The organism is Xanthobacter autotrophicus (assembly GCF_005871085.1).
GTDB lineage: Bacteria > Pseudomonadota > Alphaproteobacteria > Rhizobiales > Xanthobacteraceae > Xanthobacter > Xanthobacter autotrophicus.
Genome location: NZ_VAUP01000005.1, coordinates 124,131 through 139,224, shown reverse-complemented (window position 1 = coordinate 139,224; position 15,094 = coordinate 124,131). Strand labels below are relative to the sequence as shown.

At 69.2% G+C, this 15,094-nt stretch carries 13 protein-coding genes; 4 read left to right on the top strand and 9 right to left on the bottom strand.

The features are described from left to right. Positions 1-222 precede the first annotated feature (222 nt). The gene (locus FBQ73_RS02480) at positions 223-2,421 is read right to left on the bottom strand and encodes an amylo-alpha-1,6-glucosidase (protein ID WP_392567213.1); all 2,199 of its coding nucleotides are present in this window, start codon (positions 2,419-2,421) and stop codon (positions 223-225) included. Then, positions 2,405-3,520 (bottom strand): glycosyltransferase family 4 protein, encoded by a 1,116-nt coding sequence (locus tag FBQ73_RS02475; protein WP_138397944.1) that lies wholly within the window; start codon positions 3,518-3,520, stop codon positions 2,405-2,407. The genes FBQ73_RS02480 and FBQ73_RS02475 overlap by 17 nt, the downstream gene beginning before the upstream one ends. Positions 3,521-4,073: 553 nt before the next feature. Here FBQ73_RS02475 and FBQ73_RS02470 point away from each other — a divergent pair. Beyond that, positions 4,074-5,522, top strand: coding sequence for an NAD-dependent succinate-semialdehyde dehydrogenase (locus tag FBQ73_RS02470; RefSeq protein WP_138397943.1), 1,449 nt, complete (start codon positions 4,074-4,076; stop codon positions 5,520-5,522). 40 nt (positions 5,523-5,562) lie between these two features. Here the strand turns inward: FBQ73_RS02470 and FBQ73_RS02465 are convergent, their stop codons facing one another. The 4 genes from FBQ73_RS02465 to FBQ73_RS02450 form a co-directional block, all read right to left on the bottom strand. Further along, positions 5,563-6,078, bottom strand: a complete 516-nt coding sequence (locus FBQ73_RS02465; RefSeq protein ID WP_138397942.1) for a hypothetical protein — start codon at positions 6,076-6,078, stop codon at positions 5,563-5,565. Positions 6,079-6,405: 327 nt separating this feature from the next. Beyond that, complete coding sequence (locus FBQ73_RS02460; RefSeq protein WP_138397941.1) at positions 6,406-7,221, bottom strand: WYL domain-containing protein; 816 nt, start codon at positions 7,219-7,221, stop codon at positions 6,406-6,408. A gap of 174 nt (positions 7,222-7,395) precedes the next feature. Further along, the gene (locus FBQ73_RS02455; RefSeq protein WP_138397940.1) at positions 7,396-8,220 is read right to left on the bottom strand and encodes an aldo/keto reductase; all 825 of its coding nucleotides are present in this window, start codon (positions 8,218-8,220) and stop codon (positions 7,396-7,398) included. A gap of 14 nt (positions 8,221-8,234) precedes the next feature. After that, positions 8,235-9,416: an MFS transporter gene (locus tag FBQ73_RS02450; protein WP_138397939.1), complete on the bottom strand. Its 1,182-nt coding sequence runs from the start codon at positions 9,414-9,416 to the stop codon at positions 8,235-8,237. A gap of 426 nt (positions 9,417-9,842) precedes the next feature. Here FBQ73_RS02450 and FBQ73_RS02445 point away from each other — a divergent pair, with 426 nt between their 5' ends. Continuing rightward, positions 9,843-10,775, top strand: coding sequence for a LysR family transcriptional regulator (locus FBQ73_RS02445; RefSeq protein WP_138397938.1), 933 nt, complete (start codon positions 9,843-9,845; stop codon positions 10,773-10,775). On the opposite strand, the gene FBQ73_RS02440 is transcribed toward FBQ73_RS02445, so the two are convergent. From FBQ73_RS02440 to FBQ73_RS02430, 3 genes are all read right to left on the bottom strand, one after another. Further along, positions 10,761-12,125 carry a (Fe-S)-binding protein gene (locus tag FBQ73_RS02440; protein WP_138397937.1) on the bottom strand — a complete coding sequence of 455 codons (1,365 nt, stop codon included), beginning with the start codon at positions 12,123-12,125 and terminating at the stop codon, positions 10,761-10,763. The genes FBQ73_RS02445 and FBQ73_RS02440 overlap by 15 nt on opposite strands. 208 nt (positions 12,126-12,333) lie before the next feature. Beyond that, positions 12,334-13,071, bottom strand: coding sequence for a cytochrome c biogenesis CcdA family protein (locus FBQ73_RS02435; protein WP_210236646.1), 738 nt, complete (start codon positions 13,069-13,071; stop codon positions 12,334-12,336). Between the two features lie 7 nt (positions 13,072-13,078). Further along, complete coding sequence (locus tag FBQ73_RS02430; protein ID WP_138397936.1) at positions 13,079-13,480, bottom strand: thioredoxin family protein; 402 nt, start codon at positions 13,478-13,480, stop codon at positions 13,079-13,081. Between the two features lie 354 nt (positions 13,481-13,834). Between FBQ73_RS02430 and FBQ73_RS02425 the strand changes: the two genes are divergently transcribed. Then, positions 13,835-14,455 (top strand): Maf-like protein, encoded by a 621-nt coding sequence (locus FBQ73_RS02425; RefSeq protein WP_138397935.1) that lies wholly within the window; start codon positions 13,835-13,837, stop codon positions 14,453-14,455. Positions 14,456-14,748: 293 nt separating this feature from the next. Continuing rightward, positions 14,749-14,979, top strand: coding sequence for a DNA gyrase inhibitor YacG (gene yacG, locus FBQ73_RS02420; RefSeq protein ID WP_138397951.1), 231 nt, complete (start codon positions 14,749-14,751; stop codon positions 14,977-14,979). Positions 14,980-15,094: the final 115 nt, after the last annotated feature.

Below are 15,094 nucleotides of genomic sequence, written 5' to 3'. Positions count from 1 at the left end.
CAATCCAGTTGGCGATCTCCCGCGTCCGAACACTCTTGGTGATCACCGCGCCGTCGATCCCATGCCGCCACGCCAGAGAAGCGTTGCAGGGGTCGCGCTCGAAATGCTCAAGGTCGGCGATGAACGCAGAGCCATCCGCAGCGACGCTGCAGGCATTGCGCATCGACGCACGCTGAGGGGATCCAACGCGGCCCGGCCTCGGGTTAGCGCCGCGTGGCGGCGCTATGCCTCAACCCACAATGCGATGTCGCCGGAGCGGCCCAGTACCGACAGCGCGGCGGAGCCCCCGGTTTGGCGGATGCGCACGTCGAGCGCTCCCTCACCGAGCCGCAGCCGGCGCAGTTCGAGTTCATCCAGGAATGCCGGAAGCTCCGGCCGCACAAACATCACGCGCCGGGCGTCGATATCGAAGTCGAGCCCCAGGGTTGACTGGAGCAAGGCGAGGGGAGCGGCGGCCGCCCAGGCCTGCGGTGCGCAGGCGACGGGATAGGACACCGGGCCTTGGCTGCGCTGGCGGGAAAAGCCGCAGAACAATTCCGGCAGGCGCCGCAGGTCGAACGAGATCGAGGCGCGCAACAGGCCTTCGAAGATGCGGGCTGCCTCCCGGCGGAAGCCGTAGCGGGCAAGGCCGATGGCGATCACGGCATTGTCGTGGGGCCATACCGAGCCATTATGATAGCTCATGGGGTTGAAGCGCGCCTCGCCGGTGGCGATGGTGCGCACCCCCCAGCCGGAAAACGACGCGCCGTCCATGAGCTGGGCTGCCACGGTGGTTGCGCGCTCGGGCAAGGCGATGCCGGCGAACAACGCATGACCGGCATTGGAGCTCTTCACCCGGCACGGCCGCTTCGCCCCATCCAGCGCCAGAACGTAAGTTCCCAGCCTGGCGTCGAAAAACGCCCTGTCGAAGGCCTCGCGCAAGTGATCGGCCCGGCGATCGAAATCCGCCGGGTCCTGGTCTCGGCCGAGGCGGCGGGAAAGGGAGGCTGCAGCGCGCCAAGCGCCGTAGACATAGGCCTGCACTTCCACCAGCGCGATGGGTCCACGGGCCAGCGTGCCATCCGAATGGAAGATGGAATCATGGCTGTCCTTCCAGCCCTGGTTCACCAGCCCGTCGCCGCTCATGCGGCCATATTCCACGAAGCCGTCGCCGTCGCGGTCGCCGTAATCGGTGATCCAGCCGAGCGCCGCCGCCACCGCCGGCCACAACAGGCGCGCGGTGTCGAGATCGCCGGTGCGCTCCACGTAGGCGCCCGCGAGCATCACGAACAAAGGCGTGGAATCCACGCTGCCGTAATAGCGGCGGAACGGCACCTCGCCGAGTTCCGCCATCTCGCCGAAGCGGACCTCGTGGAGGATCTTGCCCGGTTCAGCGTCGGCGGCGGGGTCCAGCACCTCGGCCTGGTTGGCTGCGAGGTGGAGCAGCACGCCGCGGGCGATGGCCGGGTCCATCCACAAGGTCTCGAAGGCGGTGATGAGCGCGTCGCGGCCGAACACGGTGCTGAACCACGGCACGCCCGCGTAGGGATAGGCGCCCTCGGGCGTGTCGGTGATGAGAATGGCGAGATCGCTCACCGCGCGTTTCATGGCGTCGTTGAAATGCTGGTTGGAGGAGGTGACCTCGGCCGCCCGCGCCACCCGGGCCCGCAAGGTCGCACGGGACGAGCCCAGCGCCTTGCGGAAGCTGAGCTTGGCGCCGGTGTGGGGTTCGGCCCCGTCGCAGCGGATCTCGATGAAGATCACCCGCGTGGCGCCGGGAGCAAGGTCGAGCCGGTAGCGCGCCTCGGAGCCCGAAAGCTGCGCGGGAACCGGCTCGAAATGCAGGCTGGTCCGCCGCACCTTGCCGTCGAGGCCGGTATAGGAGAGGCGCACGCCATCGCCAGCGAGCAGGGGGGCATGGCGGACGCCGCGCCGGCCGCGCTTCGCCCCGCGCACCTCGAACAGGTCGGCGAAATCGGCATCGAAGGAGAAGGAGATGTCCACGTGCCGCGGCACCACGTCGAAATTGTGCAGGGACACGCATTCGTGGCAGGCGGAACGATAGAGGAAGCACGAGCGGCGGATGTGGATGAGGTCGTGCAGCAGCGCCTCCCCGCCGTCCCGCCCTGGAAGGTCGGGATTGGTGAGGTCGCAGGTGAGGGTGGCATTGTCGTCGCGCACCGTGGAACTGAGCAGCAGCGGGCGCACCCCGTCGATGGTCAGGAAGTAGAGCGAGAGGTGGCGGGTATCGCGGTGGAACAGGCCGTGGTTGCTGGCCAGCCCCGGCACCGCATCGCCATGGGTGTCGAACACAGCGAATGTGTCGTCGTGCTTCAGGGTGCGCGGAGTGGTCTCGATCTGGGAGGCGGAAGCGGCAATGGCATAATCCGGCTCGCCGGTGCCGGGGACGGCCGGCACCGGTGCGTCAGCGGCTGGCATCATGGACGGCATCATGGCCCGCGACGAGGCGCAACGCGGGCTTGGGCGTCAGTCTTGCCAGCGTGGCGGGTTCGCCGGCCGCGGACAGGCGCTGGTATGCGCTGACATAATCCCTGGCCATGCGTTCCGCCGAGAAGCGGCGCTCGAAGGTCCGACGGATGGCGCTGCGGTCGAGGCGGGAAATATCGCCCACACGGTCGACCGCCTCCTCCACGCTGTTGACGAGATAGCCGGTGACGCCCTCGTCCAGCACCTCGGGAACGGAGCCGCGCGAAAAGGCGATGACAGGCGTGCCGCAGCTCATGGCCTCGATCATCACCAGGCCGAAGGGCTCGGGCCAGTCGATGGGGAAGAGCAGGGCCGCCGCATTGCCGAGGAAGTCCGCTTTCTGGCGCTCGTCGATCTCGCCGATGAATTCCACGTTGGGATTGGCCTCCACCATGGGGCGGATCATGTCTTCCCAATAGGCCTGATCGGCGCGGTCCACCTTGGCGGCGATCTTCAGTGGCATGCCGGCGCGCACGGCGATCGCGATGGCGCGATCCGGCCGCTTCTCCGGCGAGATGCGGCCGAGGAAGGCGAGATAGTCACCGCCCTTGGAGCTGAAGGGCAGGAGGTCCCTCGGCAGGCCGTGATGGATGGTCGCGGCCCAGTTGACCGGCGGCATGGGCGTGCGCTGGTGATCGGAGATGGAGACCAGCGGGTAGTCGGCGAAATTGGCGTAGAGCCGGTGGACGGCGGGCAGGTCCAGCCGGCCGTGCAGGGTGGTGAGGCATTGCGCCCGATAATCGCGCAGCACCGGATAATGCAAGAGATCCATATGCACGTGGATGACGTCGAAATCGTCCGCACGCTTGCGCACCTCCTCCAGCATGAGCAGGTGATAAAGCAGCGGGTCCACCGGGCCGGGCGCGAGGCGCAAGCCGGTCTCGCACATGGCCTCCAGCGTGGCGGCGGTGAGCGAATCGCCGCTGGCGAACAAGGTCACCTCATGGCCGGCGCGCACCAACTCCTCGGTAAGATAGGACACGATGCGCTCGGTGCCCCCATAGCGGCGGGGGGGTACACTTTCAATCAGCGGCGCGACCTGGGCGATACGCATGGATATCTCCTGCGGCCATGGGGAAGCCCCCGCCAAGGCCAGGCGTTGAAACGAAAAATTTGGGTTCTGTGGAAAGAACGCGCGAGCGGGCCGCAAAGTTTCCCGCACTGCGGAAAAAGAGTGGGGAACCGCCGTCGCCGAGCCCCGCGTCCGCTCGCGCTCCAGCGGACGGCGGAGGTATGCGGCGCGTATCCGGGCCGATTTCAACCTGCTGCGCGGGCGGCCGCATTGGCTATCACGACCGGGCGATTCAGGGCCGGCAGGGCTGTTGAAGCGCTTCCGTCGGACGGGATCGCGCTCTAGGATGGTTTTCGAGCGTACGCTCGTCGGCTCCGCCGGCGGGGTCTCGCGCCCCACCTGAACCGCTGAACCGGATGTTCCCCCAGATGCCTTCCTTGCCTTGCCGACCGGTATTCGGCGCATCCGTGCGCGGACCGTTGGAGCCAAGCCGGGCATCGCCTTAGAAGCTTCGAACTAAATCGATACAAATCGCGCTGTCGGCTGCCCCGGCCGCGCCGTGCCGCAATTCGCACAGGTCTTGAGGAGGCTCCCCATGAGTTCCGACGTCACCTATCCCGACGTTCAGCTGCACATCGACGGCGTCTGGCGCGACGCCGATGGCGGCAAGCGCATTCCCGTCATCAATCCCGCCACCGAGGAAGAGATCGGCACGGTTGCCCATTGCACCATCTCCGACCTCGACGAGGCGCTCGCCGCCACCGAGCGCGGCTTTGCCATCTGGAGCCGCACCTCCGCCTTCGAGCGCTCCAAGCTCATGCGCAAGGCGGCCGACATCCTGCGCGAGCGCGCCAATTCCATCGCCCGCCTGATGACCCTGGAGCAGGGCAAGCCCCTGCCCGAGGCGCGCATGGAGACGCTGGCCGCCGCCGACGTCATCGACTGGTTCGCGGAAGAGGCGCGCCGCGCCTACGGCCGCGTTATCCCCGCCCGCGCGCCCGGCGTGTACCAGTTGGTCATCAAGGAGCCGGTGGGTCCGGTGGCGGCGTTCACGCCGTGGAACTTCCCCATCAACCAGGTGGTGCGCAAGCTGTGCGGCGCCCTGGCGGCGGGCTGCTCCATCATCGTGAAGGCGCCGGAAGAGACCCCGGCCTCCCCCGCCGAACTGATCCGCGCCTTCGTGGACGCGGGCGTGCCCAAGGGCGTCATCGCCCTCGTCTATGGCGTCCCGGCGGAAGTGAGCGAATATCTCATCCCGCACCCGGTCATCCGCAAGATCACCTTCACCGGCTCCACCCCGGTAGGCAAGAAGCTGGCGGCGCTGGCCGGCGCGCACATGAAGCGCGTGACCATGGAACTGGGCGGCCACTCCCCGGTCATCGTGTTCGACGATGCGGACGTGCAGGCGGCGGCCAAGCAGATCGCCACGGCCAAGTTCCGCAATGCCGGCCAGGTGTGCGTGTCGCCCACGCGCTTCCTGGTGCAGGAGAAGGTCTATGAGCAGTTCGTGGACACCTTCGTCACCGTCGCCAAGGCGGTGAAGGTGGGCAACGGGCTGGACGAGGGCACCACCATGGGGCCGCTCGCCAACGACCGCCGCATCCCGGCCATGGAGGCGCTCATCGCCGACGCCCGGCAGAAGGGCGCGGACGTGAAGACCGGCGGCTCGCGCATCGGCAACAAGGGCTATTTCTTCGAGCCCACGGTGGTCACCGGTGTCACCCGCGAGATGCGCATGATGAACGAGGAGCCGTTCGGCCCCCTCGCCATGCTGCTGCCGTTCGCGGATTTCGACGAGGCCATCACCGAGGCCAACCGGCTACCCTACGGCCTTGCCTCCTACGCCTACACCAGCTCGGCCAAGACCGCGCAGGCGGTGGCGCATCAGGTGCAGGCGGGCATGATGACCATCAACCACCTGGGCCTTGCTTTGCCGGAAGTGCCCTTCGGCGGCGTGCGCGATTCCGGCTACGGCTCGGAAGGCGGCTCGGAGGCCATCGAGGCGTACCTGAACCCGAAGTTCGTCTCCCAGGCGGGGGTCTGAGGGGGCCGTCCCGCCCGCAGCGATGCGGGCGGGGCGTTTTTTACCGCTCGGTGAGGAAGGTCATCAGCACCTTGTCGTCCTCGCCCACGAGGCAGAGGAAGCGGTGGGCCTTGTCGGAACGGTCGCGCTGGATATAGGCCTCGCCCATCAGCACCCCGGTCACGCGCGTGCTGCCCACCGACAGGTCGGCCTTGGCGATGGTGAGCCCGTCCATGTCGAGGGAGATGTCGGAGATCGAGGGCGAGCGCGCCTGCAGCCGCTCCAGTGCGTGGGCCTTGCAGGCCAATGCCCGCTCCGCGTCCTCCGGCGCCTCGGCCTCCGCCTGCTTCACCGCCTGCTCGCTGGCCGCCGCTGAAGGCGCGGGCTGGACGGGAACCGGAACGGGCGCCGGAAGCGGCGCTGCCTGCCCCGGTCCTGCCGGGCGCGGCGGAACCGGATCAGCCGCCTGCTGGGCGGCGGCGGGGGTGGTCAGGGCAAGGTCGATGGCAAGGCTCGCGCCGAGCGCAAGCGCCAGCGCGGCTGTGAGGACAAGTGGGGCGCTCGATCCGCTTCGCATCCGCTGTCTCCGGAACAGGTCTTTGGGAGACAACGCCAGCGCGGCCGTTTGGTGCCACCCTGAGCTTCAGCTTCTTGGGTGGCTGACGACGCATCGCATCCGGGAAAGAGGGCTGTTCCCACCTCGCGCCGCCGGTCCCCTGTTCCCGCGTGCGGGCGGAGAGCAGAGAGCACCGTCGCCGTCCGGCTTGACCGGACGGCCCATGGCCCGGCCGGGACAAAGCGGCGGGGGGGTGCAAAGCGGCGCGATGGGCCCTCCGGTCAAGCCGGAGGACGACGATGGTGAGATGGGGGGCGCCGCCGGAGAACCCTCTGCCTCCAGCCGCCCTCAGCGCACGTGGCGGCCGGTGAGGGCGAAGCAGAAGGCGTCGAGCAGCTCGGCTTCCTGCTCCTTCAGCACCCCGTCGGCGCTGATGACGCGCATGCCCGCGCGCAGTAGGGTGGTGATGGCCTCGGTGCCGCTCTGAAATAAGGTGTCGAGGGCGAATTCTACCGCCTCCGCCGTGGGCCGCAGGCGGGCCACATAGGCGGCGAGGCGCTCGCGCTCGGCGCCGGTGAGGTCGAGGTCCTCCGCTGCGCAGGCGCGCTCGCAGAAGAACACGATCTCCTCCACCTCGGCGGCCCCCACCTCCCGATCGGCGCGGGCCAGCGCCGCCAGCAGCGTCACCCCGGCCTTGCGGATGATGGCGCGGATGCGGTCCCAGCGCACGTCGGCGTCTTCCTCGGCCGGCGCCAGGATGGCGTCCTTGGGCCAGAGGAAGCCGAAGGTCTCGTAGAAGAAGCGCACCAGCGGCTCGCGCTTCACCCCGTCGAGGTCGGTGACGGCGGTGATGCGATCCACCCGGAAGGCGCGGGCGGCCTGCCGCTCGTGGCACTTGGCGATGAGGATGGGCACGCCCTCCACATTGCGCTGCACCGCCCACACCGAGATGCGGCGATGGCTGGCATTGCCCGCATGGTCCACATAATCGATGGCGAAGGCCTGCCCGTCCGCCGGGTCGTGATCCTCCGGCGCCTCGGCGGCCAACGCGTCGTGCGGGTCGTCGTGGGGCACGGCGAGCCGGTCCGCGTGGGCATAGAAGGGTGCGCCCAGAAGCTCCACGCGATCGAGGAGGAAGGACTTGAGCGAGGTGATGGCGTTCATGGGCGGCTCGCGGATTCCGGCCGGACGTTCCGTGTCCGCATCCTTGATAGCCGGCAGGCGAGCGCCGATAAAGCGCCATTGCGCATCCCGCCGCCCTCCGGACCTACCCGCGTAGGGAAGGGGAGGCCAAAGCCTCCGCCCCCCTTGCTCAGGCGCCGCGGGCTTGGTGCCCGCTCAGTCCCACGCCGGGGCGAGCCCCTCGGGGCTGACGATGCGCCCGTCCGGGCGGGCGAGGGCGGAGATGGCGGCCATTTCGGCATCCGAGAGCGCGAAGTCGAAGATGGCGGCGTTCTCGGCGGCGCGGGCCTCGCTCACGGTCTTGGAGAGGGCGACGAAGCCCTCCTGCTGCACCACCCAGCGCAACACCACCTGCGCCACCGAGCGCTTGTGCGCGGTGGCGATGTTGTTGAGCACCGGCTCGGCGAACACCTTGCCGTCGGCCATGGCGTAATAGGCGGTGATGGAGAGCCCGGCGGCGCGGGCGGCGGCGATCACCTTCGACTGGTCGATGAAGGGGTGGAACTCGATCTGGTTGGTGACCAGCGGCCCATCAGACAGGGAGATCGCCTCCGCCATCAGCGCGGTGTTGAAGTTGGACACGCCCATGTGGCGCACCTTGCCGGCGGCCCGCACCGCATTGAGCGCACCGATCTGCTCGGCCAGCGGCACCGCCGGGTTGGGCCAGTGCAGCAGCAGCAGGTCCACATAGTCCGTCTTCAGCTTCTTGAGGCTCTCATCCACGGAGGCGAGAAAGGCGTCGTGGGCATAGTTCGTCACCCACACCTTGGTGGTGAGGAAGATGTCGCCCCGCTTCACGCCGGAAGCGGCGATCCCCTCGCCCACCTCGGCCTCGTTGCCGTAGATCTGCGCGGTGTCGATGTGGCGGAAGCCGAGCTTCAGGGCGGCGGGCACCATGCGCAGGGTGTCGGCCGCCGAGACGCGGAAGGTGCCGAAGCCGAGGGCGGGGATCTCAGCCCCGTTGGCAGTGACTTTGTGCATGGTCTTTCCTTTGTTCAGACGGGGCAGGCGACGGCGCGGGCGCGGTTGTCGAGGGCTGCGCTCCACAGGGTCAGCCCCAGCGCGCCGGCCACCATGAGCGCGCCCACCACCGGCGTGGCGCCCAGGCCCAGCGGCGAGGCCACCACCAGCCCGCCGATCCAGGCCCCGAGCGCAATACCGAGGTTGAACGCGGCGATGTTGAGGGCGGACGCCGTATCCACCGCCCCCGGACGATAGCGCTTCGCCAGCTCCACCACATAGATCTGCAGCCCCGGCACATTGGCGAACGACAGGAAGCCGAGCGCCGCCAGCGTCACCAGCGTAAGCACCGGAGATGGCGCCGTGAAGAAGAAGGCCACCAGCACCAGCGCCTGAAGCGTGAACAGGATGGTCAGCGCCCTCACCGGATCGCGGTCGGCGATGCGCCCGCCGGAGAGGTTCCCCACCGCGATGGCAAGGCCGTAGAGGATGAGGATGAGGCTGACCTGTCCGGCGGCAAAGCCGGTGACGGTCTCCAGGATGGCGGCGAGATAGGTGAACGCCACGAAGGTGCCGCCATAGCCCAGCGCGGTCATGCCGAACACCAGCAGCAGCCGGCCGGAGCCCAGCACCCGCACCTGATCGAGCAGGGAGGCGGCGGGCGCCTTGCGGATGTTGGACGGCAGCAGCAGGGCGATGGCGACGAAGGCGATCATGCCCAGCAGCGCCACGCCCCAGAAGGTGGCCCGCCAGCCGAAGCTCTGGCCGATGAAGGTGCCGAGCGGCACGCCGGTGACGATGGCCACCGTGAGCCCCATGAACATGAGCGCGATGGCCGAGGCGCGGCGGTTCTCCGGCACCAGGTCGGCGGCGATGGTGGCGCCCACCGAGAAGAACACCCCATGGGCGAAGGCGGAGAGCACCCGCGCCACCAGCAGCCATTCATAGGTGGGGCTGAGGGCGGCGGCGGTATTGCCGGCGATGAACAGGGCCATGAGGCCGAGCAGCAGCGGCTTGCGCGCCATGCCGCCGGTGAGCGCGGTCAGTACCGGCGCGCCGAAGGTGACGCCCAGCGCATAGACGCTGACGATCAGCCCGGCGATGGGCAGGGTGATGCCGAGGTCGCTGGCCACCGTGGGCAACAGCCCGACGATGACGAATTCCGTGGTGCCGATGGCATAGGCGGCGATGGTGAGGGCATAGAGCGCAAGGGGCATGGCGATGTCCTTAGATGCTGGCGGCGGCATGAAAACGGGCGCCGGGGCCCGGTGCCGTCCGGGTTTGAAAGACAGTTGGTCCGACCGGGCGCCGCAGAACCCTCTCCCGCCCGAGGCCGGATGTTTCCGGCCTCGGCTCTTGCGAACCGAACTCGGCAGCAGCCGAGTTCGGGCGGGGGAGGGCAGGGAGGGGGCTGGGGCTTCTCCGTTTAGTCCGCCGCTGGGGACTTGTTCGGATGACTGCCCCCCTCCCCAACCCTCCCCCGCAAGCGGGAGAGGGGGCGACGGTGTTTCATTTCAAACCGGGACGGCGCCGGAGCCGGCACCGCTTGCAGTGCAACATGAGCGCCCTTGCGCTTTTACTGAACCGCCTATTATGTAAAAGCGGCTTTGAATTTGGTTCACAGGTTGAGACCGGAGAGGCCCTTGGACAATCGCGCGGGCGAGATGGTGGTGTTTGTGGCGGCGGCGGAAACGCAGGGTTTCTCGGCCGCCGGCCGCAAGCTCGGCCTCTCCCCCTCGGCGGTGAGCAAGCTGGTGACGCGGCTGGAGGACCGGCTGGGCACGCCGCTCTTCGTGCGCTCCACCCGGCAATTGCAGCTCACCGCCGAGGGCGCGCTTTATCTCGATCGGGCGCGGCGCATCCTCGCCGAGATCGACGACACGGAACGCCTGATCGCCACCGGCGCCGGCGCGGTGCCGCGCGGGCGGCTGCGCATCAGTGCCTCGGTGGCGTTCGGCGAGATGTGCGTGCTGCCGCGCGTGCCGCGCTTTCTCGAACTTTACCCGCAGGTGGAGCTGGACATCTCCTTGAGCGACGCCGTCATCGACCTGGTGGACGAACGCACCGACATCGCCATCCGCACCGGGCGGCTGCGCGATTCCACCCTGAAGGCGAAGAAGCTGTTCGAGATCGGCCGGGTCATCGTGGCTTCGCCCGCCTATCTGGAGCGCCACGGCGTGCCGCAGCATCCAGACGACCTCGCCCGGCACCTGTGCCTGTGCTTCAACTTCCGCCGCTCGCCGGAGGACTGGCCGTTCCGCGATCCCGAGAGCGGAAAGCCCTTCACCCAGGCGGTGTCAGGCACGGCGCTGGGCAATAGCGGCGTGGTGCTGCGCCGGCTGGCGCTGGATGGGGCGGGGCTGGCGCGCCTCGGCCGCTACCACGTGCGGGGCGACATGGCCGCCGGTACGCTGGTGAGTGTGCTGGAGGCGTTCAACGCCGGCGACATCGAGCCGATCCACGCGGTCTATGTGGGCCACGCCCACCTTGCCGCCCGCATCCGCGCCTTCGTGGACTTCCTCGCCGACGCCATAAGGCAGGAGACGGAACCGACGAACGACTCAGGCGGGCGTTAGATCCAGCGCGTCGCGCAAGAGCAGGGCGATGTGGCGGGCCTTGCGGCCGGAGCCGTGCTCGATCTGGTGGCGGCAGGAAAAGCCGTTGGCGATGAGCGGGGCGTCCTGCGGCGCCGCGCGCATGGCGGGCAGCAGGGCGAGTTCCGCCATCTGCATGGAAGCGTCGTAGTGCTCCGCCTCCAGCCCGAAGCTGCCGGCCATGCCGCAGCAACTGGTTTCCACCACGTCGTAGGAGAAGCCGGGGATGAAGCCGAGCACCTTGCGCGTCGCCTTCATCACCCCGAACGCCTTCTGGTGGCAGTGGCCGTGCAGCACCGCCCTGGGGCCGGGCAGGGGCTTCAGCCGCATGCGCAGGCCCTTGTTCTGGTGCTCGCGGGCGAGGAACTCCTCCAGCAGGAACAATTGCTTGCCCAGCGCCCCCACCTCCGGCCCGAGGCCGAGGCTGTAAAGCTCGTCGCGCAGGGAGAGCAGGCACGATGGCTCCAGCCCGATGATGGGGGTCTGCGCCGCGATCTCGCCGCGGAAGGCCGCGAGCACGCGCTGTCCCTCGCCACGCGCCTTCTCCACCATGCCGGTGGTCAGGTACGTGCGGCCGCAGCACAGGGGCCGGTTTGGCTCGGCGTCGGCGGGATCGGGCCTCGCAATGCGCACGCTATAGCCGGCGTGGGTCAGCACCGCATGGGCGGCCTCAGCCACCTCCGGCTCGAAATGGTGGCAGAAGGTGTCCACGAACAGGATCACCTCGCCGCGCGGGGCCGGGGCGTGCGTGGGCGCGGCGGCGGGCGGCGCATAGGGCCGGGCCGCCGGCTCGGGGATGGCGCGGCGGGCGCTGATGCCCAGCAGCCGCTCGGCGGCCTGGGTCAAAAGGCGCGAGCGGTTGCGCAGCATGATGGCGAGGCGCAGCAGGCGGCGGTGGCGGCCGGTCCATTCCGGCACCCCGCCGAACAGCCGGGTGCGCCGGGGCACGCCTTTGATCTCATGGCGCTGGGCGAGGTACTCGGTCTTGATCAGCGTCATGTCCACGGCGCTGGGGCATTCCTTCTTGCAGGCCTTGCAGGACACGCACAGGTCCATGGCCGCGTCGAGCCGGGGATCGGCGAAGGCGTTGGCGTCGGTGCCGTCGTTCAGCGCGGCCTTGAAGGCGGCGACGCGGGCTTCGGTGGAATGGTCCTTGTCGCCGGTGATGCGATAGCTCGGGCACATGACGCCCTTGCCGGTATTGCGACAATCGCGGCTGTGCATGCACACCGCCACCGCTTTCGCGTAGTTCCCGCCGGTGGCGGGAATGCCGGAATAGGCGTCGCCGATGCCATATGTGTCGTAAGCCGACCAGTCGAGGAAGGTTTTCATGCCGCACGCCCCGTTCGCGCCCGGCGAAGCAAGATGCGTACCCCGGAAGAATGGGCCGGCTCCGGGGCGCACGAAGGGCGATGGCGTCCCGGAGCCGGTTCCACGGTGCGTCACTGGACGACGCACGCACCGCAGCTCGGAAAAACAATGTGATGCCCTTGGCCCATGCGCTTTGCCCATGGGTCAAGCCCGCGCGGCGCCTGAGCGGCTAAAACCGCGTGGTGAGGGTGGTGAGCCAGGCCGGGGAGGCCGCCACCAGCGCCGATTCCAGCCGCTTGTCGGTCCCGGTGAGGATCCCCATGCCCACCAGCACGAGAACGAGCCCCAGCACCGCCTTCGCCCCCTTGCCGGCACCCAGCAGGCGGCCGCGCCAGCGCGCCAGTGCCGGGCGGAACAAGGTGCCCAGCAGCGCCAGGGGCAGGCCGGCGCCGAGGCCGAACAGGGCCATCACCCCCGCCACCTGCGGCAGGCTCTGCCCCTGTGCCGCCAGCACGGACGCCGCCCCCAGGGTGGGCCCGACGCAGGGGCTCCACACCGCCCCGAGCAGCAGGCCCACGGCGAACTGCCCGCCGATGCCGGCGCGGGAGAAGCCGTCGAACCGGCGCGCGGCAAGGTCGCTCACCGGCCCGCCGGCGGCGGCGAGGCGGGTCTGGAGCTGCGGCACCGCGAGCACGGTGCCGATGCCCACCATCAACAGCGCCGCGAGGATGCGGAACACATCACCCTCAAGGCCGATGGCATAGCCGATGGTGGCCACGAACAGCCCGATGGTGACGAAGGAGATGGCCACCCCCGCCGCCAGCGCCACCGGCGCGAGGCGATGCTCGGCCGCCGCCGCCCCGAGCACGATGGGCAGAAGCGGCACCACGCAGGGCGAGAGCACGGAGAGGACCCCCGCCATGAAGGCGAGGGCGAAGCTGCCGAAGGCGAGGCTTTCCAGGGCCATGATCGCCTCAGATGGCGTGGGAGAGCAGGGCCTCGATGGAGCCCTTGTGGGTATCGCCCACGGAGCGACCGGCCTCGGTTGTGCCCTTGAAGGCGATCAAAGTGCTCTGGTCGCGCGCCTTGAAGCTCTTCACCGCGTCCTTCTGGCTGTCGAAGTCCACCCGGAACACCACCATCTCCTTGAACTGGGGCTGGCTCAGCAGTTCCGACAGGATGGGGGCCTGCGCCGCGCAGACCGGGCACCAGGAGGCATGGATCTCCACCAGGATGGGCTTGCCCGCGTGCTGGGCGGCCTGGAAGGCGGCGGGGGTGTAGGTGGTGTGCTCCGGCTCGGCGAAGGCCATGGCCGAGGCGCCGGCGACGAGGGCGGCGGCAAGCGAGAAGGCGAGGGTGGCACGACGGGTGAACATGTGTCTTCAGCTCCACGTCCCGAAGATTTTCGTGCGGCGCACCTGCGCCGGCACGGCAGGCCCGGCGCGCAAAAGGCACCGGGGGCGGCCCAGCGGGGGCCGACACCGGGATTTCGCCGGGGGCCCGGGCCGGGTTACAGGCGGGCGGGGTAGTCACACCGAGTTGATCTTTTCCGGATCGGCCACGCCGGGGGCTGCCGCGTGCCGCCTCGCCCGTTCACACGGCTGCGCCTTTCCGGTAGATGAGCGTGAGGCGCCGCCCGCGCTCCCTCTTTGCGTTTCGAGGCGGATTTGCCGCCGGGGCTGTGGAAGCCCTGGCGGATCCGGCTCTGGCTGGCTCGAAAGGTGTGTTCCGTGACCGATCAGGTGAAGCTCGTGCTTGCTTCAGGCTCGCCCCGCCGGCTGGCGCTGCTCAATCAGGCGGGCATCGAGCCGGACCTGCTCATGCCCGCCGACGTGGACGAGACGCCCGAGCGCGGCGAGCTGCCGCGCCGGCTCGCCCAGCGCCTGTCGGAAGCCAAGGGCAAGCTGGTGGCCCAGCGCGCCAAGGATGCCGAGATGAACGCGCTGGTGCTTTCCGCCGACACGGTGGTGGCAGTGGGCCGGCGCATCCTGCCCAAGCCCGACCTTGAGGACGAGGCGGAGGCCTGCCTGCGCCTGCTCTCGGGTCGCACCCACCGGGTCTATACCGGGGTGTGCCTGGTGGATTTGAAGGGCCGCGCCCACACCCGGCTGGTGGAAAGCCGGGTGCGCTTCAAGCGCCTGTCGCGGGACGAGATCACCGATTACCTCGCCTGCGGCGAATGGCGGGGCAAGGCCGGCGGCTATGCCATCCAGGGCATCGCCGGCTCGTTCGTGGTGAAGCTGGTGGGCTCCTACAGCAATGTGGTGGGCCTGCCTTTGTCGGAATCCATCGGCCTGTTGTCCGGCCAGGGCTACGACGTGCGCGCCGGCTGGGTGGAGCGGGCCGCATGAGCGCGGACAAGGACGGCGACGGGAAGGCCAAGGCCGGGGCTGACAAGGCCAAAAGTAGGGCGGCCAAGAGCGGGCCGGTGAAGAGCGGGCCGGTGAAGAGCGCTGCGGGGACCGGCGGCGACGCCAAGGCGACCGCCCCGAAAACGGCCGCTCCCAAAAAGGCCCCGGCGCCAAAGACCTCCGCCTCAAAGACCTCCGCCTCAAAGACAACCGCCTCAAAGACTCCTGCCCCAAAGACGACCTCGAAGGCGAGCGCCTCCAAGGCCGCCCCGCCCAAAGCCGCAATCGCCGACGTGGTCGCCCCGGACACGCGCGCACCTGACGCGGCCGCCGGCGGCCCTTCCGCCTCCAAATATGCGTCCAAGCCGTGCCCCATCTGCTCGAAGCCCTCGGCGGAGCGCTTCCACCCCTTCTGCTCCAAGCGCTGCGCCGACGTGGACCTCCACCGCTGGCTCTCCGGCTCCTACGCCATCCCCGGCCGCCCGGAAGAGGAAGAGGACGGCGAGGCCCAGGACGAAGGGTGAGGACGAGGGATGAGGACGAGGGGTGAGGACGAGGGGTGAGGGGACTTCGTCCCCCATCTTGACGGCGCCCCGAGCGCCGCGCGAGGTTGCTCGCCCAAGACGGTGAGGAGCGCAT

Bases quoted from the DNA above. Each gene is read 5' to 3' on its own strand.
- FBQ73_RS02440 (WP_138397937.1), bottom strand. From the start codon at position 12,125: ATGAAAACCTTCCTCGACTGGTCGGCTTACGACACATATGGCATCGGC.
- FBQ73_RS02480 (WP_392567213.1), bottom strand. From the start codon at position 2,421: ATGATGCCAGCCGCTGACGCACCGGTGCCGGCCGTCCCCGGCACCGGC.
- FBQ73_RS02475 (WP_138397944.1), bottom strand. From the start codon at position 3,520: ATGCGTATCGCCCAGGTCGCGCCGCTGATTGAAAGTGTACCCCCCCGC.
- FBQ73_RS02465 (WP_138397942.1), bottom strand. From the start codon at position 6,078: ATGCGAAGCGGATCGAGCGCCCCACTTGTCCTCACAGCCGCGCTGGCG.
- FBQ73_RS02470 (WP_138397943.1), top strand. From the start codon at position 4,074: ATGAGTTCCGACGTCACCTATCCCGACGTTCAGCTGCACATCGACGGC.
- FBQ73_RS02460 (WP_138397941.1), bottom strand. From the start codon at position 7,221: ATGAACGCCATCACCTCGCTCAAGTCCTTCCTCCTCGATCGCGTGGAG.
- FBQ73_RS02430 (WP_138397936.1), bottom strand. From the start codon at position 13,480: ATGTTCACCCGTCGTGCCACCCTCGCCTTCTCGCTTGCCGCCGCCCTC.
- FBQ73_RS02435 (WP_210236646.1), bottom strand. From the start codon at position 13,071: ATGGCCCTGGAAAGCCTCGCCTTCGGCAGCTTCGCCCTCGCCTTCATG.
- FBQ73_RS02455 (WP_138397940.1), bottom strand. From the start codon at position 8,220: ATGCACAAAGTCACTGCCAACGGGGCTGAGATCCCCGCCCTCGGCTTC.
- FBQ73_RS02450 (WP_138397939.1), bottom strand. From the start codon at position 9,416: ATGCCCCTTGCGCTCTATGCCCTCACCATCGCCGCCTATGCCATCGGC.